Below are 22,450 nucleotides of genomic sequence, written 5' to 3'. Positions count from 1 at the left end.
ACTTCAAGTCGCAGACTACCCGCCATGAAGATCCATCACCTGAACTGCGGCTCGGTCCGGACGATCGAGGCCACCTACGACGGCCCGCCGCCCGCGCACGCCGTCAACCACTGCCTGCTGGTCGAGACCGACGCCGACGGCCTGGTCCTGGTCGAGACCGGCCTCGGCCTCGGCGACGTACGCGACCCGGACGCGACCCTCGGCGCGGACTGGGTCACCATGGCCGAGCCCGTGCTGGACGAGGAGGAGACCGCCGTACGCCAGATCGCCCGGCTGGGCCACTCACCCGGCGACGTACGGCACGTCATCGTGACCCACCTCGACGTGGACCACTGCGGCGGGCTGCCGGACTTCCCCGACGCGAAGGTCCACGTGCTCGCCGCGGAGCTGGAGGCGGCGGTCGCCGAGGCGCCCAGCTTCCGCTACCGCCCGGCCCACTGGGCCCACGGCCCGCGCTGGGCGACGTACGCGCCCGAGGGCGACGACTGGTTCGGGTTCACCTCGGTCCAGCCGGAGGGCCTGCCTCCGGAGATCCGCCTCGTGCCGCTCGGTGGCCACACCGCCGGTCACACCGGAGTCGCCGTACACGGCGGGGATCGCTGGCTGCTGCACTGCGGCGACGCGTACTACTACCACCGGGAGCTGAGCGCCGACCCGCACCCGCACCCGGTGCTGGATCTCGTACAGACCAACTCGGAGGTCCACCATGACCTGCGGCTGGGCACGCAGGCGCGGCTGCGCGAGCTGGTCCGTGACCGCGGCGATCAGGTCTCGGTGTTCAGCGCGCACGACCCGTGGGAGCTGGATCGCCTTCGGGGCTGACCGGGAGCCGGGGCTCCGGCCCGCTCTCCCGCACGGCGCGCGGCGCGGTCGCGGGCACGGGGCCCCGCTCGCGGAGGGCGAAGGCGACCCGCAGGGTGGCGATCCACACCAGCGCCGAACCGAGCACGTGCAGGACGACGAGGGGGCCGGGCACGCCGGTGAAGTACTGGACATAGCCGATGACGCCCTGGGCCAGCTCGACCACGAGCAACTCCAGCGCGCACCGCTGGGCGCGGCGTGGCGCGTTCGTCAGCCGCAGCCCGAGCAGCAGCGCGAACGTCAGGCCGACCGTGGCCCAGACGATGTCGGCGTGCAGCTGCGCGACCTGCTCGATCCGGAACCCGAAGCGGGGTGCCTTCGCGTCGCCGGCGTGCGGCCCGGTGCCGGTCACGACGGTGCCCGCGACGAGCAGTACGAAGACCACGCCGGTCAGCGCGCGGGCGAGCCAGACCAGCTCCCCGCGCACGAGCCGCCGGGCGGGCGCGTCGCCTTCGCTCGCGCGGATCCACAGCGCGGTCGCCGCGGCCAGGAGGGCGGGGGAGAGGAGGAAGTGCGCGGCGACCGCGGCCGGATGCAGGTCGGTGAGCACGACGATGCCGCCGACCACGGCCTGGGCGACGACGCTCAGCGGCTGGATCACGGCGAGCCGCACGAGGTCGCGCCGCCGGGGCGACAGGCGCACCGCGGCGATGAAGACCGCCACGCCGACGGCCAGCACCAGGAAGGTCAGCAGCCGGTTGCCGAACTCGATCGCCATGTTGACGGCGGCGTGCTCGGCCGAGTGAGTGGGCACGAGACTGTCACCGGTGCACTTGGGCCACGTGGGACACCCGAGCCCGGACCCGCTGACGCGCACGGCCGCGCCGGTGGACATGATGAGGGCGTTACCGGCCACCCCGGCGAGGGCGAGCCACCGCATCGAGGCGGACGTGGGGCGCCACACGGCATGGACGAGCCGCGTCACGGGATTGTCGGATCGCACGCCCCTCATCGTATGAGTGCCCCGCGGTGACCCGGATCCGGGTCACCCGCACGGCCGTCTCAGCCGATCGGCAGCGCCGGATCGAACACGACACCGCGTGTCGAGGCGGTGGATGTCAGGCTTCGGGGGCTTCGGGCGGGGACTGCTGGAAGCGGGTGGCGCCGACGCAGGCGGTGATCACCAGGCCGATGGCCAGCCACTCGCGCCAGTACAGCATCTCGCCCAGGAACACGAGTCCCACCACGGCCGCGACGGCCGGTTCGATGCTCATCAGGATGCCGAAAAGGCGTGCCGAGATGCGCCGCAGCGCCTCCAGCTCCAGCGTGTAGGGGATGACCGACGACAGCAGGCCGACGCCGGCGGCGACGAGGAGGAGCTCGGGGTCCAGCAGCTTGGCGCCGGCGGTGCCGACGCCGACCGGCAGCATGACGACCGCGCCGACGATGCTCGCCACGGCCAGGCCGGACGAGCCGGAGAACCGCCGCCCCGTCGCGCCGCTCAACAGGATGTAACAGGCCCAGCCCGCCGCCGCCAGCAGCGCGAACGCGACCCCGGTGAGCGTCACGTCGCCGTCGCCGCGGGCCAGCAGGGTCACGCCGCCCAGGGCCAGCAGCGCCCACAGCAGGTCGAGCCGCCGCCGCGAGGCGAGGATGGACACCGACAGGGGGCCGAGGAACTCCACGGTCACCGCGATGCCCAACGGCAGCCGTGCCAGGGCCTGGTAGAAGCAGGCGTTCATGCCGGCCAGCGTCAGGCCGAACAGCGTGGCCACGCCGATGTCGCGCCAGGAGTGCAGGCGCCGCAGGCCGCGCAGGGACGACCGGTACGCCACGCCGAGGACGACCGCCGAGGTCAGCAGGCGCATCATCACGACGGCGTCGGGGGAGGACCGGGCGAACAGGTTCTTGGCCAGGCCCGCGCCCACCTGGACCGAGACGATGCCGAGCAGGATCAGCGCGGGCGGCGGCACCGACCCGAGCGAGGGCCGCAGGGCCCCCGTCCGCGTGCGGAACCAGCCCGCCCGGCCGTACGAGCCCTGGGCGTCAGCGAGCGCCATCGGTCACTCCCAGCGAAAGAAGCGCGCCGCCAGGGCGAGGCCGAGCACGGCCCATACGAGCAGGACGATGAGGTCCCGTACGGGCAGGCCGGCGCCGTGCTGCAGCACCTGCCGCAGGCCGTCGGCGAGCGCGGAGATCGGTAGCAGTTCGAGGATCGACCGTAGCCCGCCGGAGAACTTTGTCAACGGAAATACCACGCCGCCGAGGACGAGCAGCAGCAGGTAGACGAGGTTCGCGGCGGCCAGAGTGGCCTCGGCGCGGAGGGTGCCCGCCATCAGGAGACCGAAGCCGCTGAACGCCGCGGTGCCGGCCAGCACGAGCAGGACCGCGACGAGCGGGTCTCCGTGCGGGCTCCAGCCGAGGGCGAGCGCGACCGCGCCGACGACCACGGTCTGCAGCAGCTCGACGAGCAGCACGGTCAGCGACTTGGCCGCGATCAGGCCGGACCGGGGGAGCGGCGTCGCCCCGAGGCGCTTCAGCACGCCGTAGCGGCGCTCGAACCCGGTGCCGATCGCCTGACCGGTGAACGCGGTCGACAGCACGGCCAGGGCCAGGATGCCGGGGGCGAGGAAGTCCACGCGCCGGCCCGGGCCGACGTCGAGTAGCGGCGCGGAGGCGAACAGCACCAGCAGCGCGACCGGGATGATCAGGGTGAGGAGGAGCTGCTCGCCGTTGCGCAGGAGGTTGCGCAGCTCGTAGGCGGTCTGGCCGCCGATCATGCGCGGTAGCGGCGCCGCCCCCGGCGACGGCGTGAAGGTGGTGGTCAAGAACGAAGCTCCCGCCCGGTGAGTTCGAGGAAGACGTCTTCGAGGGTGCGGCGTTCGATGCGGAGGTCCTCGGTCATGACGCCGTGCGAGGCGCACCAGGCGGTCACCGAGGCGAGAAGCTCGGGCACGAGGTCGCCCTCGATGACGTAGTGGCCGGCCGGCGACTCCTTGGCCATGGTCGCCGGCGGGAGCGCGGACAGCAGCTCGTCCAGGCCCAGCCCGGGCCGGGCGCGGAAGCGGAGCTGGCGTTCGGCCCCGGTCAGCTCCGGCGGGCTGCCGTCGGCGATCACCACGCCCCGATCGACGATCACGACCTGGTCGGCGAGGCGCTCGGCCTCGTCCATGTGGTGGGTGGTCAGCATCACCGCGACGCCCGCGGCCCTCAGCTCCTCGACCAGCTCCCAGGTGGCGAGCCGGGCCTGCGGGTCCAGGCCGGCGGTGGGCTCGTCGAGGAAGACCAGCTCCGGCCGGCCGACGACGGCCGCCGCCAGGGCGAGGCGCTGCTGCTGCCCGCCGGACATGCGCCGGTAGGGCGTGCGGGCGGCGCCGGCCAGCCCGAGGCGTTCGAGCAGCAGGGCGGGGTCGACGGGGTCGGCGTAGAAGCCGGCGACCAGGCGGAGGTACTCTCCGGCACGGGTGCCGGTCGGCACGCCGCCGGACTGCAGCATGACGCCGACACGGGCACGCAGTGCCTGGTCACGCGGGTCGAGGCCGAGGACTCGCACGCTACCGCCGTCGGCGCGGCGGTAGCCCTCGCAGATCTCCACGGTGGTCGTCTTGCCCGCGCCGTTGGGGCCGAGCAGGGCGGTGACCTCGCCGCGCCGGGCGGTGAACGACAGCCCGTCGGCGGCGATGTTCGTGCCGTAGCGCTTGACCAGGCCGTTCACATCGACGGCGAGGGGTGTCATGGCACCGAGTGTAGGTGCGGCGCCTCGTCGCCGAGCGGTGACCCCCGAAGTGAGCTTTGAATATTGATTCAGAAGCTCGCATAGCGATACAGTTCCTCGTGTATTCCTCGGGAGGTCAGATGCTGCGTGGGCGAAGCTACGTCAAAGAACTGGACGTCACGCCGGAAGAGTTCCGCTTCCTGCTGACGTTGTCGGCGGAGCTGAAGGCGGCCAAGCGCGAGGGCGCCGAGCAACGGCGCCTGACGGGCCGCAACATCGCGCTGCTGTTCGAGAAGTCCTCCACCCGCACGCGCTCCGCGTTCGAGGTCGCCGCCCACGACCAGGGCGCCCACACCACCTACCTCGACCCGGCAGGCTCCCACCTGGGCCACAAGGAGTCGGTCCGCGACACGGCGCGCGTGCTGGGCCGGATGTTCGACGGCATCCAGTACCGCGGGAGCCGCCAGGCCGACGTCGAGACCCTCGCCGCGCACGCGGGCGTGCCCGTCTGGAACGGCCTTACCGACGAGTGGCACCCGACCCAGAGCCTGTGCGACGTCTTCACCATGACCGAGCACAGCGACAAGCCCCTGGGCGAGATCTCCTACGCCTACCTCGGCGACGCGCGCAACAACATGGGCAACTCCCTGCTCGTCGCGGGTGCGCTGCTCGGCATGGACGTGCGCATCGTCGCGCCGCCCGGACTGCTGCCGCCCGAGCCGGTGCAGGCCGCCGCCCGCGAGCTCGCCGCGCGCAGCGGCGCCCGCCTCACCCTCACCGGTGACGTCGGCGAGGGCGTGCGCGGCGTGGACTTCGTGCACACCGACGTCTGGGTCTCGATGGGCGAGCCGCGCGACGCCTGGGGCGAGCGCATCGCGCTGCTGCGGCCGTACCGCGTCGACGAGGCCGTCCTGGAGTCGACGGGGAACCCCTCGGTACGCTTCATGCACTGCCTGCCCGCCTTCCACGACCGCGAGACGGCCGTGGGGGAGGAGATCTACCAGGAGTTCGGCCTCGACGCCCTCGAGGTGACCGACGAGGTGTTCGAGTCCAAGGCCTCGATCGTCTTCGACCAGGCCGAGAACCGCCTGCACACGATCAAGGCGATCCTCGTGGCCACGCTGGCGGCGGGCTGAGTCACCGCCCACTCCCGTAGGGCGCGACGGCGACGTTTCGGCGCTCGTCGAAGGGTTTCGCGGCCAGTCTGGACGCATGGTCAACGTCACCGTCCGCCCGCAGGCGCCGTCCCGGCTCGCCCTTCCCGCGATCTGCCTCGGCTACTTCATGGTCATCCTCGACGCGACGGCGGTGAGCCTGTCGCTTCCCGCCCTCGGACGGGACGTCGGGGGAGGGGTCGGGGCGCTGCAGTGGGTGGTCGACGGATACACGCTGACCTTCGCGGCGCTCCTGCTGATGGCCGGCTCCCTCGGCGACCGGTACGGCGCCCGGCGGGTGTTCTGTGGCGGCCTGGGGCTGTTCGTCGTCGCTTCGGCCGCATGCGGGCTCGCTCCGGGCGTGGTGACGCTGGTCGTCGCCCGCCTGGTGCAGGGCGTCGCCGCGGCGGTCCTGGTGCCGTGCTCGCTGGCCCTGGTCCGCGCGGCCTACGACGATCCGAGGGCGCGGGCGCGCGCCGTGGGCGTCTGGGGCGGCGTGGCCGGGATCGCGGCCGCCTCCGGCCCGGTGATCGGCGGGGTGCTCACCCAGACCGTGAGCTGGCGGCTCGTCTTCTTCGTCAACGTGCCGATCGGCCTGGCCGCCCTGCTGACGGCACGGCGGCACGTGCCGCCGGCGGGCGGCCACGGCCGCCCGGGGTTCGACCTGCCCGCCCAGGCGACGGCGATCCTGGCGCTCGTCGCGCTGACGTTCGCGCTCATCGAGGCCCGGACCGAGGGCTGGGCCTCCCCGGTCATCCTCGGCGGCCTGGTGGCCGCCGGCCTCCTCGTCGCGGCGTTCACGGCCGTCGAGCGGCATGCGGCCCGGCCGATGCTGCCCCTGGAGCTGTTCCGCGACCGGGCCTTCTCCGGGGGTTCGGCGATCGGGCTGCTTCTCAACCTCGGCTTCTACGGGCAGCTGTTCGTCATCAGCCTGTACTTCCAGAACACCGACCACATGAGCCCGACCACCGCCGGCCTGGCCCTGCTGCCCGAGGGGCTGCTGGTGTCGGTGGCGTCTCTGCTGTCCGGGCGTGTGACGAGCCGCGTGGGAACGCGGCCGACCATGCTGGCCGGGCTGTGCCTGGGAGCCGTCGGGTTCTTCGGGCTCATGGCCGCCGGCCCGCACGTCTCCTACCTCATCCTCGTGGTCCCGCTCATGGCGGCGGGCTTCGGCATGGCCTTCACCATGCCCGCCGCCACGACGACCGTGGTCGAGGCGGCGCCGGCGGACCGGGCCGGAGTGGCGTCGGGGGCGATCAACACCGGGCGGCAGGTCGGCAGTACGATCGGCGTCGCCCTCATCGGCACCCTCGCCGGTTCGGCCGGGCTCGCCACCGCGATGGCCGTCGCGGGCGCGGCCTTCCTCGTCGGTGCGGCCGTCACCGTCGTCGCCATCCCCGGCCGGGGCGTCCACGCGGCGAAGCCGCAGGTGGAGTAAGGCTCACCTTAGTGAGGTAGGTAACCCCGTTCCGTTTGTGCGGCGGGAAGGAATTAGGCCACACTGATGTTGTGAAATACGTGACCGACACGAGGAGCAGCGTCCCGGCGACCGCCGGCATGCCCGCGTTCGGTCCGAGCCACGCCGAGCGCACCACACGCGCGCGGGTGGCACGCCTGATTCTTGAACACGGTCCCATCAGCGCCTCGGCGCTCGGACAGCGGCTCGGGCTCACGCCCGCGGCCGTGCGCCGCCACCTCGACCACCTTCTCGCCGAGGAGATGATCGAGGTGCGCCGGAGCCGCCCGCACGCCTCACGTGGGCGCGGGCGCCCGGCGAAGCTGTTCGTCATCACCGACGCCGGCCGCAGCGCGTTCGAGCACGCTTATGACGACCTCGCCACGAGCGCTCTGCGATTCCTCGCCGAGCGGCTCGGTGACGAGGCCGTCGCCGAGTTCTCCCGTCGCCAACTCGGCGATCTCGAGGCGCGTTACGGTGCGGCGATCCGCGCGGTGCCCCCGCAGCAGCGGGTGCGCGCGCTGGCCGAGGCGCTGTCCGCGGACGGCTATGCCGCCGCGGCGGGCAACGCGCCGGCCGGGGGGCAGCAACTGTGCCAGCACCACTGCCCGGTCGCGCACGTCGCGGCCAGCTTTCCGCAGCTCTGCGAGGCCGAGACCGCCGCGTTCGCGCGGCTGCTCGGCGTTCCGGTGCAGCGGCTGGCGACCATCGCCCACGGCGACGGGGTTTGCACGACTCACGTGACCGCACGTGAGCTGACAGAGAAGAACAACGACGACAAGCAGGAGTCCGGAGGCGCCTCCGTATGACTACGGCAGCCCATCCCGAGCTCGAGGGGCTCGGAAGGTACAAGTTCGGCTGGGCCGACTCGGACGTGGCCGGTGCGTCGGCCCGTCGCGGGTTGAACGAGGAGGTCGTCCGCGACATCTCGGCGAAGAAGGACGAGCCGGAGTGGATGCTCGACCTTCGTCTGAAGGGCCTGCGCCTGTTCGGTAAGAAGCCGATGCCGACGTGGGGCGCCGACCTCTCCGCCATCGACTTCGACAACATCAAGTACTTCGTCCGGTCGACGGAGAAGCAGGCCGCGTCGTGGGACGAGCTCCCCGCCGACATCAAGAACACCTATGACAAGCTCGGCATCCCCGAGGCCGAGAAGCAGCGCCTGATCGCCGGCGTGGCGGCCCAGTACGAGTCCGAGGTCGTCTACCACCAGATCCGCGAGGACCTGGAGAAGCAGGGTGTCATCTTCCTCGACACCGACACCGGCCTGCGCGAGCACCCGGAGATCTTCCAGGAGTACTTCGGCTCGGTGATCCCGGTCGGCGACAACAAGTTCGCCGCACTCAACTCCGCGGTCTGGTCGGGCGGCTCGTTCATCTACGTGCCGCCGGGCGTGCACGTCGAGATCCCGCTGCAGGCCTACTTCCGGATCAACACCGAGAACATGGGCCAGTTCGAGCGCACGCTGATCATCGTCGACGAGGGGGCGTACGTCCACTACGTCGAGGGCTGCACCGCGCCGATCTACAAGTCCGACTCGCTGCACTCCGCGGTCGTGGAGATCGTCGTGAAGAAGGACGCCCGTTGCCGTTACACGACCATCCAGAACTGGTCGAACAACGTCTACAACCTCGTGACCAAGCGCGCCGTCTGCTACGAGGGCGGCACGATGGAGTGGGTCGACGGCAACATCGGCTCCAAGGTCACGATGAAGTACCCGGCCGTCTACCTCATGGGCGAGCACGCCAAGGGTGAGACGCTGTCCATCGCCTTCGCCGGCGAGGGCCAGCACCAGGACGCCGGCGCCAAGATGGTGCACAACGCGCCGAACACCTCCTCGACCATCATCTCCAAGTCGGTGGCGCGCGGCGGCGGCCGTACGAGCTACCGCGGCCTGGTCCAGGTACAGGAGGGCGCCGAGCACTCCAAGTCGACGGTCAAGTGCGACGCGCTGCTGGTCGACCAGATCAGCCGCTCCGACACCTACCCCTACGTCGACGTCCGCGAGGACGACGTCGAGATGGGCCACGAGGCGACCGTCTCCAAGGTCTCCGAAGACCAGCTGTTCTACCTCATGAGCCGCGGGCTCACCGAGGATGAGGCCATGGCGATGATCGTGCGCGGCTTCGTCGAGCCGATCGCGCGTGAGCTGCCGATGGAGTACGCCCTGGAGCTCAACCGCCTCATCGAGCTGCAGATGGAAGGAGCCGTCGGCTGATGGAACGGCGAGCCGACGAGCGAGCGGAGTGGAAGGCGCCGCGAAGCAGGGCTTCCGCGCAGCGAGCGAGGAGGGGAGCGTGACCGACAACACGGCTGTGGAGACCCGGCCTCTGTCGACGCTGCACGAGCGCACGTCGTACGACGTGGCCGACTTCCCGGTGCCGACCGGGCGCGAGGAGGAGTGGCGGTTCACCCCGCTGCGCCGCCTGCGCGGCCTGCACAAGGGCGCCGAGGCCGACGGCAAGGTCGTCGTCGACGTCGACGCGGCGCCCGAGGTGAAGGTCGAGACCGTCGCCCGTACGGACGAGCGGGTCGGCAAGGCCTACGTCCCGGCCGACCGGGTGAGCGCCCAGGCGTACGCCTCCTTCACCCAGGCGACCGTGATCACGGTGCCGAAGGAGGTCGTCGCCACCAGCCCGACGGTCGTGACGCTGCGCGGTGAGGGCGGCGTGGCCTACGGCCACACGACCGTCGTGCTCGAGCCGTTCGCGCAAGCCACGGTCGTGCTCGACCACATCGGCACGGCCACCTACGCCGACAACGTCGAGTTCGTGGTGGGTGACGGCGCCTCGCTGGCGGTCTTCAGCCTGCAGAACTGGGCCGACGACGCCGTGCACCTGTCCCACCAGCACGCGCGGCTCGGCCGCGACGCGAAGTTCACGAGCTTCACGGTCAGCCTCGGCGGCGACGTGGTCCGCATCGCCCCGTCCGTGGCCTACGACGCCCCGGGCGGCGACGCGGAGCTGTACGGCCTCTACTTCGTGGACAAGGACCAGCACATCGAGCACCGGCTGCTGGTCGACCACACCAGGCCGAACTGCCGCAGCCGCGTCGACTACCGCGGCGCGCTGCAGGACGAGGGCGCCCACACCGTCTGGATCGGCGACGTCATCATCCGGGCCGAGGCCGAGGGCACCGACACGTACGAGCTCAACCGCAACCTCGTGCTGACCGACGGCACGCGGGTCGACTCGGTGCCGAACCTGGAGATCCTCACCGGCGAGGTCGCCGGCGCCGGGCACGCCTCGGCGTCCGGACGGCTCGACGACCAGCACCTGTTCTACCTCCAGGCGCGCGGCATCCCGCACGACGTGGCCCGGCGCATGGTCGTCCGCGGCTTCCTGGGTCAGCTCGTCGACAAGATCGGCGTGCCGGACATCCAGGAGCAGGTGCGTACGGCCATCGACAAGGAGCTCGATCGACGAGCGAGCGAGGAGACGCGAGCAACCGGCGAACAGGAGCTGGATCGATGAGCTTCGTGCGCGCCTGCGCGCTCGCCGACGTGCCCGAGGAGGGGGCGCTGGCGGTGGAGATCGACGACACGCCGGTGGCGGTCGTGCGCATCGGCGCCGAGGTGTTCGCGCTGCGCGACGTCTGCTCCCACGCCGAGGTCGCGCTCAGCGAGGGCGAGGTGTACGACCACACCATCGAGTGCTGGCTGCACGGCTCGTGCTTCGACCTGCGCAGCGGCAAGCCCACCAATCCGCCGGCCACCCAGCCGGTTCCCACGTACCGAGTGAAGATCGAGGGCGACGACGTGTACGTCTCGCTCAAGGAGTCCTGAGACATATGGCCACGCTTGAGATTCGCGACCTGCACGTCGCCGTCGAGGACAAGGAGATCCTGCGGGGCGTCAACCTGACCGTACGGGCGGGCGAGACCCACGCGATCATGGGGCCGAACGGCTCCGGCAAGTCCACCCTCGCCTACGCCATCGCGGGTCACCCCAAGTACGACGTCACCGGCGGCGAGGTCCTCCTCGACGGCGAGAGCGTGCTGGACATGACCGTCGACGAGCGCGCCCGCGCCGGGCTGTTCCTCGCCATGCAGTACCCCGTCGAGGTGCCCGGCGTGTCGGTGTCGAACTTCCTGCGCACCGCGGTCACCGCCGTGCGCGGCGAGGCGCCGAAGCTGCGCGACTTCTCCAAGGAGATGCGCGGCGCGATGGCGGAGCTGCAGATCGACCCGGCGTTCGCCCAGCGCAACCTCAACGAGGGCTTCTCCGGTGGCGAGAAGAAGCGCCACGAGATCCTCCAGCTGGAGATGCTGAAGCCCAAGGTCGCGGTCCTGGACGAGACCGACTCCGGCCTCGACATCGACGCGCTCAAGGTCGTCTCCGAGGGCGTCAACCGCTTCCGCGATGGCGGCGAGACCGGCGTCCTGCTGATCACGCACTACACGCGGATCCTGCGTTACGTGAAGCCCGACTTCGTGCACGTCTTCGCGGCCGGGCGCGTGGTCGAGGAGGGCGGCCCGGAGCTGGCCGAGCTCCTGGAGAGCGAGGGCTACGAGAAGTTCACGAAGGCGGGCGCGTCAGCGTGAGCGACATCGACGTGGGGCGGGTCCGCAAGGACTTCCCGATCCTGACGCGCAGTGTCCGCGACGGACGGCCGCTCGTCTACCTCGACAGCGCCAACACCTCGCAGAAGCCGCTGCAGGTCATCGACGCGATCGAGGAGTTCTACTCCCGGCACAACGCCAACATCCACCGGGCGACGCACCAGCTCGGGGAGGAGGCGACCGAGGCGTACGAGGGCGCGCGGCTGAAGGTCGCCGGCTTCATCGGCGTGGCGGACGAGTCCGAGGTGGTGTTCACCAAGAACATCTCCGAGGGCATCAACCTCGTCGCGTACGCCCTGGGCAACGCGACTCTCACCCAACCAACCGGCCCCGGCCGGCCTCCCGGGACGTCCGGCCCCGAGGCCGAGCGGTTCCGCGTCGGCCCCGGCGACGAGATCGTCATCACCGAGATGGAGCACCACTCCAACATCGTGCCGTGGCAGCTGCTCGCGCAGCGCACCGGCGCGACGCTCCGCTGGTTCGGCGTGACCGACGACGGCCGTCTCGACCTGTCCGACGTCGATGAGCTGATCAACGAGCGCACCAAGATCGTCGCGGTCGCGCACCAGTCGAACGTCCTCGGCACCGTCAACCCGGTCCGCGAGATCGCCGCCAAGGCCCACGCCGTCGGCGCGCTCGTACTGGTCGACGGGGCGCAGGCGGTGCCGCAGATGCCGGTGAACGTCGCGGAGCTCGGCGCCGACTTCTACGGCTTCACCGCGCACAAGCTGTGCGGCCCGACCGGCATCGGCGTGCTGTGGGGACGCCGGGAGCTGCTGGAGACCCTCCCGCCGTTCCTCGGCGGCGGCGAGATGATCGAGACCGTCGCGATGGAACGTTCGACGTACGCGCCGCCGCCGCACAAGTTCGAGGCGGGCACGATGCCGATCGCCGAGGCCGCCGGGCTGTCCGCCGCGATCGACTATCTGCGCGGGATCGGGCTCGAGGAGATCCACGCGTACGAGCACGAGCTGCTGGCGTACGCCCTGGAGCGGCTCCGCGAGGTCGAGGGGCTGCGGCTGCTCGGCCCGGCCGAGGCCGTGGACCGCGGCGGCGCCCTGTCATTCACCCTCGACGGCCTCGACGGCCGGGAGATCCACCCGCACGACGTGAGCCAGGTGCTCGACGCCCACGGCGTGGCCGTGCGGGCCGGTCACCACTGCGCGCGTCCGCTGCACCGCAGGTTCGGCCTGACCGCCAGCACCCGGGCGTCGCTGTACTTCTACAACACGCGCGCCGAGGTCGATGCCCTGGTCGACGGACTCCGGCAGACGCAGAAATTCTTCAGCGCCGCCTGACGTTGATCTGTTCGGCCGTAGGAAGGAAGAGGAATGCAGCTCGAGTCGATGTACCAGGAGATCATCCTGGATCACTACCGGAACCCGCACCACAAGGGGCTGCGGGATCCTTATGACGCCGAGGTGCATCACGTCAATCCGACCTGCGGCGATGAGGTGACGCTGCGCGTCCGCCTCGACGGCGACGACGTCGCCGACGTCTCCTACGACGCGATGGGCTGTTCGATCAGCCAGGCCAGCGCGTCGGTGATGGCCGACCTGATCATCGGCAGGCCGGTCAAGGAGGCGATGAACACCGGTGACGAGTTCCTGAAGCTCATGCAGTCCAAGGGGCAGGTCGACCCCGATGAGGACGTCCTGGAGGACGCCGTCGCCTTCTCCGGGGTGTCGAAGTACCCCGCCCGCATCAAGTGCGCCCTGCTCGCCTGGATGGCGTGGAAGGACGCGACCGCGAAAGCCATGGAGGCCCAGGCGTGATCCGGTGCGCCCGGTCGATCATCCGACGAAGGAGGACCCATGTCCGAGACGAAGATCGCTGAGGACGAGGTCCTCGAGGCCATGCGAGACGTGGTCGACCCCGAGCTCGGCATCAATGTCGTCGACCTGGGGCTGGTGTACGGCGTCGACATCGGCGACGACAACGTCGTCACCCTCGACATGACCCTCACCAGTGCGGCCTGCCCGCTGACCGATGTGATCGAGGACCAGACGAACAGCGCCCTGGAGGGCATGGCCGAGAAGGTCAGCATCAACTGGGTGTGGCTGCCGCCGTGGGGCCCGGACAAGATCACCGAGGACGGCCGCGAGCAGCTGCGCGCTCTCGGCTTCAACGTCTGATTTCCACCGCTCCGGCCGGCCGGTCACCACGAGTGATCGCGCCGGCCGTTCGCGCGTTCGAACCCGTCGACCGCGGATCGTCGACCCGATGATGGGCCGGCCTTCGCTAGGCCTCTCGCACGCGCTCCAGGATCTGCTCGGCCCAGGCGTCAGGCGCTTCCAGCGGGCTGAAGTGCCCGACGTTCGTCAAGAAATGGAGTGTGTAGTCACTGTAGAAGTCGGACAGGTTGTCGCTCCATTCCTGCGGAAGAGCGGATCCTTGTCGGGCCAGAGGATGGTGATGGGCTTGGAGAACCTGTCAGCGCGTTCCGGCTTCTTCTCGTTGGCGTAATAGGTGATGGGGTTCCCCTCGGGGAAGCGGAACCACATGACGCCGGCCACGAACGCACCCGGGGCGGAGTGGTTCTCGGTCAGATGGTCCAGTAGCTCGTCCACGACGTCGGAGCCCGGAGCCGACCAGTTCTGCAGGTTCTCCTTCAGCGCGGCGCGGACGGCATCCGGCTTGCCGTCGATGAGATCCTCGACCAGCGTCGTCTTGTACAGGATCGCGTGGAGGAAGGCGTTCACCGCCTCCTCCTCCAGAATCCGCCGGCCGACCCCCATCGTCGGTGGCGCGATCACCAGAGATCTGGCGAGGTCGGGTCGCTTCACCGCGATCGTCTGGACGGTGAAGCTGCCCACGTCGTATCCGCACGGGACCGCGTCGCTGATGCCGAGTTCGTCGATCAGCGCGATGACGCCGTCCACCTGCCCGGACAGGGCGTAGGCGTTGCCCACGTCCTTCAGGTGCTTGTCCGACCTGCCGTAGCCCCGCAGGTCGGGGACGACCACGTCGGCGTGGGGCGTCAGCAGGGGCAGCAGCTTGGAGTACTCCTTGTTGTCGCCCGGATTACCGTGTACGAGGACGACCGGCGGGCCTTCTCCGGACCGTAGGTAGTGCAGGCGGAAACCGTTGGTCGGCTGCGAGAACGGCATGGTGAGGCCTCCGGGCGGTACGTAGATGTATTCCCCCGGCCTGTCTTCCCCCTCCAGATCCCACAGGAACCGGCGACCGACGCTCACGAGTGCGGCCGCGAGCGGCTGCGCGCCCCTCGGCTTCAACGTCTGATCCCCACCGCTCCGGCCGGCCGATCACCACGAGTGATCGCGCCGGTCGGCTTGCCGTAACTCGCGGGAGGAGCGGGGCCCGGACGCCGTACGCTCCCCGATGATCAAGAACGCGGGCGGTTCCCGCGTCACGGTCACCGGACCGAGGAGCGTCTTTCCGTGAGATCCAGACTTGCGTGCGTGGCCGCCGTGGCGATTCTGATCGTCGCGGCGGCCGCCTGTTCTCCCGCGCGGAACGCGGCGCCGGCCGCGGCCACCGCCGCCGCGAACACCGGGCCGCTGCCGTTCACGCTGCCCGCCCAGAGCGTGCTGCGCGCGTCCGCGCACAAGGTGTTCGCGCACTACTTCACGCCGTACCCCCTCTCGCTGGACGACAAGGACGCGGCGAGCGACTACTACACCAGGAACTACCTGTCGCCGACCGGCGAGGGCGGCATCCACTCCGCCTACGGCGGCCTGTTGCGCGACCGCCCCATCCCGCGGGCGCCGATCGGCACCGGCTACCAGCTCGCGGACATGAAGACGGAGGTCCGGCGGGCCGCGGCGGCCGGGCTCGACGGGTTCACCCTGGACCTGCTGTCGGTGAGTTCCTCCAGCGCCAACTGGACCCGCGCCAAGCTGCTGATCCAGGCCGCCGCGGAGGTCGACCCCGGCTTCAAGATCGTGCTGATGCCGGACATGAACGGTCTCGCGAGCGTGGACAGTGACACGCTGGCCGCCGCCGTCGCGGGCCTGGCGTCCTCACCCGCCCTCTACCACCTCGCCGACGGGCGGCTGGTCATCTCACCGTTCAAGGCCGAGGGCCGGACCGCGGCCTGGTGGTCCGCCTGGATGGCCACGATGAAGGACGAGTACGGCATCAGCGTCGCGCTGGTGCCCTGCTTCCTGAGCTTCAGCACCGCCAACGCCGACGCCTTCGCGCCGATCAGCTACGGCTTCTCCAACTGGGGCAACCGCAACCCGGCCGCCAACGCCGGCCTGGCCACGAACATCGACCGCGCCCACGCCCTCGGCAAGATCTGGATGCAGCCGGTGTCGGTGCAGGACGAGCGGCCGAACCAGGGCAAGTACGACGAGGCGGCGGGCACGCAGAACCTGCGCCTGACCTGGCAGGCGGCGATCGACGGCGCGGACTGGGTGCAGATCCCCACCTGGAACGACTACTCCGAGGGCGCGCAGATCTCCCCCTCGGCCGAGCACGGGTGGACCTTTCTGGACCTGTCGTCGTACTACCTGACCCGGATGAAGACCGGTGCCTATCCGGCGATCACCAAGGACGTGGTGTACCTCACCCACCGGACCCAGCCGGCGGCGGCCACCCCGTCCTATCCGGAGACGAAGCTGATGACCCTCCGCGCGGGCAGCACCCCCGCCCAGGACCAGGTCGAGGTGCTCACCGTGCTCACCGCCGCCGCCACGGTCACCGCCACGATCGGCGGCACCGCCCACACCTACACCGCGCCGGCCGGGCTGCACGTCCAGACGTTCCCGCTGAAGACGGGGACCAACGCGGTGTCGGTGGCCCGGAACGGCACGGTCACCGCCCGGGTCACCTCGCCGTTCACCGTCACCTCCACGCCGACGGTGCAGGACGAGCAGTACGTCGGGGTGACCAGCGGCCGCTGAGGCGGACGGGTGGGACCGGCGGGCGCAGGGGGCTGCCACCCGCCGGTCCCCTTCGTCTCTCGAAGGACGCCTGGGTGGCCGCCCTGGTCCTTCGGGAGACGTCTCAGGGCGCCGCCGCCACCGCGGCGCGCAGGCGTTCCGCCCCGGCGTAGACGTTCATGGACGTGCCGCGCAGGAAGCCGATCAGTGTCAGGCCCGTTTCCTGCGCGAGCTCGACCGCCAGTGAGGACGGCGCGGAGACGGCCGCCAGCGCCGGGATGCCGGCCATCACCGCCTTCTGCGCCAGCTCGAACGACGCTCGGCCGGACACGAGCAGCGTCGCGCCCCGCAGCGGCAGCAGGTCGCGCTGCACCGCCCAGCCGACCAGCTTGTCCACCGCGTTGTGGCGGCCGACGTCCTCGCGCACGCACAAGAGCTCACCGCTCGCGTCGAACAGGCCCGCGGCGTGCAGGCCGCCCGTGCGCTCGAACACCCGCTGCGCCGCGCGCAGCCGGTCCGGCAGCGCCGTCACCGTCTCGGGGGAGAGCCGCAGCGGATCCTCCCGTACGCTCCAGCGGGCCACGGTGCGCACCGCGTCGAGGCTGGCCTTGCCGCACAGCCCGCACGAGGACGTCGTGTAGAAGTTGCGCTCCAGCGTCAGGTCGGGCAGCGCCACCCCGTCGGCGAGCCGTACGTCGACGATGTTGTAGGTGTTGCCGCCGTCGTCGGTCGCCCCGGCGCAGTAGGCGATCGCGTGAATCTCCTCCGCCCGTCCCACCACGCCCTCGCTGACCAGGAATCCCGCCGCCAGCTCGAAGTCGTCGCCCGGCGTGCGCATCGTGATCGTCAGCGGACGGCCGCCGAGCCGGATCTCCAGCGGCTCCTCCGCCACCAGCGTGTCCGTACGGCCCGCCGGGACGCCGTCGGACACGCGCGTCATCCGGCGGCGGACCGTGCGCCTACCCACGGTTCTGGACGTGCTGGAAGCCGAAGCGGCCCTTGACGCACAGGTTGCCGTGCGTGACCGGGTTGTCGTGCGGCGAGGTGACCTTCACGATCTCGTTGTCCTGCACGTGCAGCGTCAGGTTGCAGCCCACGCCGCAGTAGCTGCAGATCGTCGTCGTCTCGGTCTGCCGCGACTCGTCCCACGTGCCCGCTGCGCGCATGTCGTACTCGCTCTTGAACGACAGCGCGCCGGTCGGGCAGACCTCGACGCAGTTCCCGCAGTACACACAGGCCGAGTCGGGCAGCGGCGCGGCGTGCTCGGTGGAGATCCGCGCGTCGAAGCCGCGGCCCGCGACGCCGATCGCGAAGGTGTTCTGCCACTGCTCGCCGCACGCGTCGACGCACTTGTAACACAGGATGCACTTGCCGTAGTCGCGTACGTAGAGGTCGTTGTCGACCTTGGCCGGCTGGGCGACGGTGGCCGCGGCGGCGCCGCCGGGCGGTTCGTGCACGCCCGGGTGACGGGTGTCCCGGTCGGCGGACGGCTCACCGGGCGGCCCGAATCGTGACGGCCGCGCGCCGTACTCCGCGCTCCACTCCGCCGCGCCGGGCGTCGTGGACAGGTCGGTCGAGGAGCCCAGGAGTTCGAGCACCAGCCGCCGGCTGTGCCGGACCCGTTCGCTGTCGGTCGTGATCTCCATGCCCGGCTCGACGCGGCGCGAGCAGGCCGGCACGAGCGTCCGGGAGCCCTTCACCTCCACCATGCAGACCCGGCAGGCGTTCTTCGGCGTCAGCGTGTCGCCATAGCACAGGGTCGGCGTGCCGGGGCAGGCGGCGAGGATGGTCGATCCCTCGGGCAGCCGCACCGGCTCACCGTCCACGGTGACGTCGATCAGCCGCCGCGGCGGTGCGAGCGGAACGATGGTCATGACACCTCCTTCGTCGGAGAGCGTGACCACAGGGGCGTGTTATCGATTCCCTCGCTTCGCTCGGTCATGAGACCTCCTTCGTCGGAGGGCGTGACCACAGGGGCGTGTCTTTTGATTCCCTCGCTTCGCTCGGTCATGAGGCCCTGCCCTTCTCGCCATCGGCGAAGACACCGAGGCGGTCGATCGCGGACTCGACGGCGTTCCAGGCGGTCTGGCCGAGGCCGCAGATGGAGGCGTCGCGCATGGCCCGGCCGACGTCGCGCAGCAGCGTCACGTCGGCCGGGCCGGAGCCCCGCGCCAGGCGGTGCAGTGCCTCTTCCTGCCGCACGGTTCCCACCCGGCAGGGGACGCACTGGCCGCAGGACTCGTCGCGGAAGAACGCCGCGATCCGCAACAGCACCCCGGTCAGGTCCACGCTGTCGTCGAGGGCCAGCACGACGCCGGAGCCGAGGCCGGCGCCGGCCGCCCGCGTGCCCTCGAACGTGAGGGGGACGTCCAGCTCGTCGGGGCGCACGAACGAGCCCGCGGCGCCGCCGAGCAGCACCGCCCGCAGCTTCCGGCCCTCGGGGACGCCGCCGGCCAGGGCCAGCAGCTCGCGCAGCGTGGCGCCGAAGGGCAGCTCGTAGATCCCGGGACGGCGGACCGTGCCGGAGAGGCAGAACAGTTTGGTCCCGGTCGATCCGCCCGTGCCCACGGCGGCGTAGGCGGCGGCGCCGCCGGTGAGAATGGGCAGCACGTTGACGAGAGTCTCCACGTTGTTGACCACGGTGGGCTTGCCGAACAACCCCTTCTCGACCGGGAACGGCGGCTTGCTGCGAGGCTCGCCGCGGTAGCCCTCGATCGAGTTGAAGATCGCCGTCTCCTCGCCGCAGATGTACGCCCCGCCGCCGCGCCGGATCTCCACGTCGAAGTCGAATCCGGACCCGAGGATGTCCGTGCCCAGCAGGTTCCGCTCCCGGGCGCGTTCGACGGCGTTCGTGAGGAGCCGCAGCGCGCGCGGGTACTCGCCGCGCAGGTAGAGGTAGCCGCGGCGGCAGCCCGTGGCGTACGCCGCCACGGTCATGGCCTCGATCACCGAGAACGGGTCGCCCTCCATGATGACCCGGTCCTTGAACGTGCCGGGTTCGCTTTCGTCGGCGTTGCAGACCAGGTAGTGCGGATGGTCGGGCTGGCGCGCGGTCGCGTCCCACTTGCGCCCGGTCGGGAAAGCCGCGCCGCCGCGGCCGACCAGACCGGCGTCGAGCACCTCGCGGATGACCGCCGCCGGGCCGAGCGCGAACGCCCTGCGCAGCGCGAGGTACCCGCCGGCCGCCCGGTAGTCGTCGAGGCCGGCCGGGTCCACGACGCCGACCCTGCGCAGCAGGACCAGGCCGTCCTGGCCCGCCTGGGGCACCGCCGCGCGGGCGGGCGGCTCGTCCTCGGCCCGGTCCGGGGAGGCGGCCGTCCGGGCCACCGCCTCCGCCGTGGCGGGCCCGACCACGGCGGTCCGCGGGTGCTCACCCGCCTCCAGCACCAGCGCCGCCGGCGCTCGCTCGCACAGCCCCAGGCACGGGCTGTGATGCCAGACGACGTCGCCATCGCCGGCGGGCCGTCCGTGCGGGCCGAGCGAGGCTTCCAGCGACCGGCACAGCGCGTCCGAGCCGGCGGCCCGGCAGGCCAGGTCGGTGCACACGTGGACGACGCGCCGGGGCCGCGGCTCGACGGACAGCAGCGCGTAGAACGTCGCCACCCCGTACGCCTCGGCGGGCGCGACGGTCAGCCGCCGGCAGATGTAGTCCAGCGCGCCCTCGCTGATCCAGCCCACCCGGTCGTTGACCGCGTGCAGCGCGGGCAGCAGCAGGTCTCGCCGCTCTCGTGCCTCGTGACCGCCCCGGGCGACCCGGATGTCGTCCCGGTCGCCGCCGTCCCAGGCGGAGGACGGCGGGCCGAGCAGCGCGTCGACCGCCTCGCGTTCCGCCTCGGTCGGTGCCACGTCCCTGAAGCGCAGGTCCATGTTCAGCTCCCTGCGACCTTCTCGACCCGTACGGCGGTCGCCTTGTACTCGGCGGTGCCGGCGATCGGATCGGTCGCCTCGATGGTCAGGCTGTTGGTGTTCACCTCGTCGGGGAAGTGCATGGTCATGAAGACCAGGCCCGGCCGCAGCGCCGGGTCCACGAAGACCGGGGCGGTGACGGTGCCGCGCCGCGAGGAGATCCGCACCTGCTCGCCCGGAGTGACCCCGAGCCGTTCGGCGTCCTCGGGGGACAGCTCGAGGTTCTCCCCGCGGCGCAGCGGAGAGGAGAACCCTCCGGACTGGACGCCCGTGTTGTAGGAGTCGAGCCGGCGGCCGGTGGTGAGGCGCAGCGGGAACTCCTCGTCGAGCCGGTCCACCGGCGGTGAGTGGCGCAGCACCGCGAACGGCGCGGGACGCCCGCGAGCCTCCGGGTCGGGCTCCCACAGGCGGGAGTGCAGGAACGAGGGTTCCAGCCGGTCCTCGGAGTAACAGGGCCACTGGATGCCGTGCCGTTCCTCCAGCCGCGCGTAGGTCATGCCCGCGTGGATGGGGGACAGCGACCGTACCTCGTCCCAGATGTCCTCGGCGCGTTCGTAGTGCCAGTCGTGCCCGAACCGGCGCGCCAGCGCGCACATGATGTCGATGTCGTCGCGGGCCTCACCGGGCGGGTCGAGCGCCTTGCGGACGCGCTGGACGCGGCGCTCGCTGTTGGTCATGGTGCCGTCGGACTCGCACCACGCGGCGCCGGCGGGGAGCACGACGTCGGCCATCCGGGCGGTCCTGGTGAGGAAGATGTCCTGGACCACCAGGTGGTCGAGCAGGCCGAGCCGCTTGACGGTGTGCTCGGCGTCCGCCTCGGACTGGGTGGGGTTCTCCCCGATGATGTAGGCGGTCGTCAGCGTGCCCGCGCCCATCGCGGCGAACATGTCGGTGAGGTTGAGCCCGTAACGGGGCTGGATCTCGCGTCCCCACGCCTGGGCGAACCGCGTGCGCACCGCGGGGTCGAGGATGTCCTGGAACCCGACCATGCGGTCGGGGATGGCGCCCATGTCCCCGCCGCCCTGGACGTTGTTCTGCCCGCGCAGCGGGTTCAGGCCGGAGCCGTAGCGGCCGACGTGGCCGGTGAGGAGCGCCAGGTTGATCAGGGCGCGGACGTTGTCGGTGGCGTTGTGGTGTTCGGTGATGCCGAGCGTCCAGCACAGCTGGGCCCGCTCGGCGCGTGCGTACGCGTGGGCGAGCTCGCGGATGGCCGCGGCGGGCACACCGGTCTCGCGTTCGGCGGCCTCCAGGGTCCACGGCTCGACCGACGCGGCGAACTCCGCGAACCCGCTGGTGCCGCGCTCGATGAACGTGGCGTTGTGCAGTCCGGCGTGGATGATCTCGCGGGCGATCGCGTTCGCCAGTGGGATGTCGGTGCCGACGTTCAGGCCGAGCCAGTGGTCCGCCCACCGGGCCGTGCTCGTGCGCCGCGGGTCGACCGCGAACACGCGCGCGCCCCGGCGGATCGCCTTGAGCACGTGCTGGAAGAAGATCGGGTGCGCCTCGCGTGCGCTGGACCCCCACAGCACGATGAGGTCGGTGTCCTCGATCTCCTGGTAGGAGGACGTCCCGCCACCGCTTCCGAAGGCGGCGGCCAGGCCGGCCACGCTGGGGGCGTGGCAGGTGCGGTTGCAGGAGTCGACGTTGTTCGTGCCGATCACCACGCGGGTGAACTTCTGCGCGACGTAGTTCATCTCGTTGGTCGCGCGCGAGCAGGAGAACATCCCGAACGCGTCCGGGCCGTGGGCCTCGACGTTGCGGCGGAAACCCTCGGCCGCGCGGTCCAGGGCCTCGTCCCAGGACGCGGGCCGGAGTTCGCCGGCGTCCCGGACGAGCGGCCGGGTCAGACGGACGTACGGCGTGCGGGGGGTCTTCTTCGCCATGCCGGGTCCCATTCTTCAAACCGAAGACTGTATACGGTCTACCGTATTCCAGCGCGCTCGTCCGGGCAATGGATGCTCCTATGGATGTCAAGCCGCTGAAGGCGTGAGGTCGGTTGAGGCCGGCGGGC

21 protein-coding genes are annotated in these 22,450 nt (G+C 71.2%); 12 read left to right on the top strand and 9 right to left on the bottom strand.

Going from position 1 to position 22,450, the window contains the following annotated elements; genetic code table 11:
- Positions 1-24: 24 nt before the first annotated feature.
- A complete protein-coding gene (locus ABEA10_RS50170) occupies positions 25-822 on the top strand; it encodes an MBL fold metallo-hydrolase (protein WP_345475805.1) in 798 nt (265 codons plus the stop codon).
- On the opposite strand, the gene ABEA10_RS50165 is transcribed toward ABEA10_RS50170, so the two are convergent.
- The 4 genes from ABEA10_RS50165 to ABEA10_RS50150 all read right to left on the bottom strand — a co-directional run bounded on the left by ABEA10_RS50165 (position 779) and on the right by ABEA10_RS50150 (position 4,537).
- Positions 779-1,804 carry a COX15/CtaA family protein gene (locus ABEA10_RS50165; protein ID WP_425551073.1) on the bottom strand — a complete coding sequence of 342 codons (1,026 nt, stop codon included), beginning with the start codon at positions 1,802-1,804 and terminating at the stop codon, positions 779-781. The two genes, ABEA10_RS50170 and ABEA10_RS50165, sit on opposite strands and share 44 nt — an antisense overlap.
- Before the next feature lie 115 nt (positions 1,805-1,919).
- Complete coding sequence (locus ABEA10_RS50160; protein ID WP_345475803.1) at positions 1,920-2,861, bottom strand: EamA family transporter; 942 nt, start codon at positions 2,859-2,861, stop codon at positions 1,920-1,922.
- A gap of 3 nt (positions 2,862-2,864) precedes the next feature.
- Positions 2,865-3,581 (bottom strand): ABC transporter permease, encoded by a 717-nt coding sequence (locus ABEA10_RS50155; protein ID WP_345475814.1) that lies wholly within the window; start codon positions 3,579-3,581, stop codon positions 2,865-2,867.
- A gap of 44 nt (positions 3,582-3,625) precedes the next feature.
- Positions 3,626-4,537 carry an ABC transporter ATP-binding protein gene (locus ABEA10_RS50150; protein ID WP_345475802.1) on the bottom strand — a complete coding sequence of 304 codons (912 nt, stop codon included), beginning with the start codon at positions 4,535-4,537 and terminating at the stop codon, positions 3,626-3,628.
- Between the two features lie 119 nt (positions 4,538-4,656).
- On the opposite strand from ABEA10_RS50150, the gene argF reads away from it, so the two are divergent.
- From argF to ABEA10_RS50100, 10 genes are all read left to right on the top strand, one after another.
- A complete protein-coding gene (gene argF, locus ABEA10_RS50145; protein ID WP_345475801.1) occupies positions 4,657-5,652 on the top strand; it encodes an ornithine carbamoyltransferase in 996 nt (331 codons plus the stop codon).
- A 76-nt stretch (positions 5,653-5,728) separates the two neighbouring features.
- The gene (locus ABEA10_RS50140) at positions 5,729-7,108 is read left to right on the top strand and encodes an MFS transporter (protein ID WP_345475800.1); all 1,380 of its coding nucleotides are present in this window, start codon (positions 5,729-5,731) and stop codon (positions 7,106-7,108) included.
- A 119-nt stretch (positions 7,109-7,227) separates the two neighbouring features.
- Positions 7,228-7,935 carry a helix-turn-helix transcriptional regulator gene (locus ABEA10_RS50135; RefSeq protein ID WP_345475813.1) on the top strand — a complete coding sequence of 236 codons (708 nt, stop codon included), beginning with the start codon at positions 7,228-7,230 and terminating at the stop codon, positions 7,933-7,935.
- The gene (gene sufB / locus ABEA10_RS50130; protein WP_329234227.1) at positions 7,932-9,344 is read left to right on the top strand and encodes a Fe-S cluster assembly protein SufB; all 1,413 of its coding nucleotides are present in this window, start codon (positions 7,932-7,934) and stop codon (positions 9,342-9,344) included. The genes ABEA10_RS50135 and sufB overlap by 4 nt, the downstream gene beginning before the upstream one ends.
- Before the next feature lie 79 nt (positions 9,345-9,423).
- The gene (sufD, locus tag ABEA10_RS50125) at positions 9,424-10,599 is read left to right on the top strand and encodes a Fe-S cluster assembly protein SufD (protein WP_345475799.1); all 1,176 of its coding nucleotides are present in this window, start codon (positions 9,424-9,426) and stop codon (positions 10,597-10,599) included.
- The gene (locus ABEA10_RS50120; RefSeq protein ID WP_329234230.1) at positions 10,596-10,910 is read left to right on the top strand and encodes a non-heme iron oxygenase ferredoxin subunit; all 315 of its coding nucleotides are present in this window, start codon (positions 10,596-10,598) and stop codon (positions 10,908-10,910) included. The genes sufD and ABEA10_RS50120 overlap by 4 nt, the downstream gene beginning before the upstream one ends.
- A gap of 5 nt (positions 10,911-10,915) precedes the next feature.
- Positions 10,916-11,668, top strand: coding sequence for a Fe-S cluster assembly ATPase SufC (sufC, locus tag ABEA10_RS50115; RefSeq protein ID WP_345475798.1), 753 nt, complete (start codon positions 10,916-10,918; stop codon positions 11,666-11,668).
- A 5-nt stretch (positions 11,669-11,673) separates the two neighbouring features.
- A complete protein-coding gene (locus tag ABEA10_RS50110; protein WP_425551074.1) occupies positions 11,674-12,984 on the top strand; it encodes a cysteine desulfurase in 1,311 nt (436 codons plus the stop codon).
- Positions 12,985-13,017: 33 nt separating this feature from the next.
- Positions 13,018-13,461, top strand: coding sequence for a Fe-S cluster assembly sulfur transfer protein SufU (gene sufU / locus ABEA10_RS50105; protein ID WP_285584165.1), 444 nt, complete (start codon positions 13,018-13,020; stop codon positions 13,459-13,461).
- Between the two features lie 39 nt (positions 13,462-13,500).
- Positions 13,501-13,821 carry a metal-sulfur cluster assembly factor gene (locus ABEA10_RS50100; protein WP_329234235.1) on the top strand — a complete coding sequence of 107 codons (321 nt, stop codon included), beginning with the start codon at positions 13,501-13,503 and terminating at the stop codon, positions 13,819-13,821.
- Between the two features lie 186 nt (positions 13,822-14,007).
- On the opposite strand, the gene ABEA10_RS50095 is transcribed toward ABEA10_RS50100, so the two are convergent.
- Positions 14,008-14,796 carry an alpha/beta fold hydrolase gene (locus tag ABEA10_RS50095; RefSeq protein ID WP_345475795.1) on the bottom strand — a complete coding sequence of 263 codons (789 nt, stop codon included), beginning with the start codon at positions 14,794-14,796 and terminating at the stop codon, positions 14,008-14,010.
- Between the two features lie 291 nt (positions 14,797-15,087).
- On the opposite strand from ABEA10_RS50095, the gene ABEA10_RS50090 reads away from it, so the two are divergent.
- Complete coding sequence (locus tag ABEA10_RS50090; protein WP_345475794.1) at positions 15,088-16,554, top strand: glycoside hydrolase family 71 protein; 1,467 nt, start codon at positions 15,088-15,090, stop codon at positions 16,552-16,554.
- A gap of 103 nt (positions 16,555-16,657) precedes the next feature.
- Here the strand turns inward: ABEA10_RS50090 and fdhD are convergent, their stop codons facing one another.
- From fdhD to ABEA10_RS50070, 4 genes are all read right to left on the bottom strand, one after another.
- Positions 16,658-17,500, bottom strand: a complete 843-nt coding sequence (gene fdhD, locus ABEA10_RS50085; protein WP_425551072.1) for a formate dehydrogenase accessory sulfurtransferase FdhD — start codon at positions 17,498-17,500, stop codon at positions 16,658-16,660.
- A complete protein-coding gene (locus ABEA10_RS50080; protein WP_345475792.1) occupies positions 17,493-18,407 on the bottom strand; it encodes a 2Fe-2S iron-sulfur cluster-binding protein in 915 nt (304 codons plus the stop codon). The genes fdhD and ABEA10_RS50080 overlap by 8 nt, the downstream gene beginning before the upstream one ends.
- Before the next feature lie 133 nt (positions 18,408-18,540).
- Positions 18,541-20,400: an NAD(P)H-dependent oxidoreductase subunit E gene (locus ABEA10_RS50075; RefSeq protein WP_345475791.1), complete on the bottom strand. Its 1,860-nt coding sequence runs from the start codon at positions 20,398-20,400 to the stop codon at positions 18,541-18,543.
- Positions 20,401-20,402: 2 nt separating this feature from the next.
- The gene (locus tag ABEA10_RS50070; protein ID WP_345475790.1) at positions 20,403-22,322 is read right to left on the bottom strand and encodes a molybdopterin oxidoreductase family protein; all 1,920 of its coding nucleotides are present in this window, start codon (positions 22,320-22,322) and stop codon (positions 20,403-20,405) included.
- Positions 22,323-22,450 lie beyond the last annotated feature (128 nt).

It is taken from the genome of Actinoallomurus oryzae, from assembly GCF_039541955.1.
Lineage (GTDB): Bacteria > Actinomycetota > Actinomycetes > Streptosporangiales > Streptosporangiaceae > Actinoallomurus > Actinoallomurus oryzae.
Note: the sequence above shows the minus strand (reverse complement) of the source record. Positions and strands in the feature narration are given on the sequence as shown.

Coding starts and splice junctions, on each gene's coding strand:
- sufC (WP_345475798.1), top strand. CDS start 10,916: ATGGCCACGCTTGAGATTCGCGACCTGCACGTCGCCGTCGAGGACAAG.
- ABEA10_RS50160 (WP_345475803.1), bottom strand. CDS start 2,861: ATGGCGCTCGCTGACGCCCAGGGCTCGTACGGCCGGGCGGGCTGGTTC.
- sufU (WP_285584165.1), top strand. CDS start 13,018: ATGCAGCTCGAGTCGATGTACCAGGAGATCATCCTGGATCACTACCGG.
- argF (WP_345475801.1), top strand. CDS start 4,657: ATGCTGCGTGGGCGAAGCTACGTCAAAGAACTGGACGTCACGCCGGAA.
- ABEA10_RS50170 (WP_345475805.1), top strand. CDS start 25: ATGAAGATCCATCACCTGAACTGCGGCTCGGTCCGGACGATCGAGGCC.
- ABEA10_RS50155 (WP_345475814.1), bottom strand. CDS start 3,581: ATGATCGGCGGCCAGACCGCCTACGAGCTGCGCAACCTCCTGCGCAAC.
- ABEA10_RS50075 (WP_345475791.1), bottom strand. CDS start 20,400: ATGGACCTGCGCTTCAGGGACGTGGCACCGACCGAGGCGGAACGCGAG.
- sufB (WP_329234227.1), top strand. CDS start 7,932: ATGACTACGGCAGCCCATCCCGAGCTCGAGGGGCTCGGAAGGTACAAG.
- ABEA10_RS50135 (WP_345475813.1), top strand. CDS start 7,228: ATGCCCGCGTTCGGTCCGAGCCACGCCGAGCGCACCACACGCGCGCGG.
- ABEA10_RS50095 (WP_345475795.1), bottom strand. CDS start 14,796: ATGCCGTTCTCGCAGCCGACCAACGGTTTCCGCCTGCACTACCTACGG.
- ABEA10_RS50100 (WP_329234235.1), top strand. CDS start 13,501: ATGTCCGAGACGAAGATCGCTGAGGACGAGGTCCTCGAGGCCATGCGA.
- ABEA10_RS50080 (WP_345475792.1), bottom strand. CDS start 18,407: ATGACCATCGTTCCGCTCGCACCGCCGCGGCGGCTGATCGACGTCACC.
- ABEA10_RS50120 (WP_329234230.1), top strand. CDS start 10,596: ATGAGCTTCGTGCGCGCCTGCGCGCTCGCCGACGTGCCCGAGGAGGGG.
- ABEA10_RS50140 (WP_345475800.1), top strand. CDS start 5,729: ATGGTCAACGTCACCGTCCGCCCGCAGGCGCCGTCCCGGCTCGCCCTT.
- ABEA10_RS50150 (WP_345475802.1), bottom strand. CDS start 4,537: ATGACACCCCTCGCCGTCGATGTGAACGGCCTGGTCAAGCGCTACGGC.
- ABEA10_RS50070 (WP_345475790.1), bottom strand. CDS start 22,322: ATGGCGAAGAAGACCCCCCGCACGCCGTACGTCCGTCTGACCCGGCCG.